General features: G+C 46.4%; 1 protein-coding gene. It reads left to right on the top strand.

Features of this window, described 5'->3' with window-relative positions; genetic code table 11:
* Window positions 1-431: DNA methyltransferase (locus EAO36_RS08370; protein WP_162983302.1), on the top strand; the 431-nt coding region annotated here is incomplete at both ends.

Here is a 431-nt window from a genome sequence, read left to right as displayed (position 1 = left end):
GGGGGGGTAAAAAGCTTGAATGCGCGCAATGCCAGCACCAATAAGAAGTATGTTGGCAACAACACCAAGTATTACGAGTTTTGTGGGGATGGCAAGGACCAAAGGACTTTTATAAAGTGGATGAGCCTTATTTTTACAGAGAGTGAGCGCATTTTAAAACCTAGCGGGTATTTCTTTAGTTTCATTGATTGGCGGATGTTGCCCGCCCTAAGCGATGCGATTCAATTATCAGATTTAGCGTGGCGGGGTATCATTGTGTGGGATAAGGGAGGGGGTGCTAGGCCCTTTGCCAATGGCTTTAAACAACAATGCGAATTCATTTTATGGGGCACTAAGGGGGAATTGCCCAGCAGAGAACCAGATTACCACTATGGCTATGTCCAAGCCTACTTACACCCCAGTAAGAAACAACACGCCACCCAAAAGCCTAC

It is taken from the genome of Helicobacter mehlei (assembly GCF_003660265.1).
GTDB classification, from domain to species: domain Bacteria; phylum Campylobacterota; class Campylobacteria; order Campylobacterales; family Helicobacteraceae; genus Helicobacter; species Helicobacter mehlei.
This window is presented reverse-complemented; position numbering and strand designations above follow the sequence as displayed.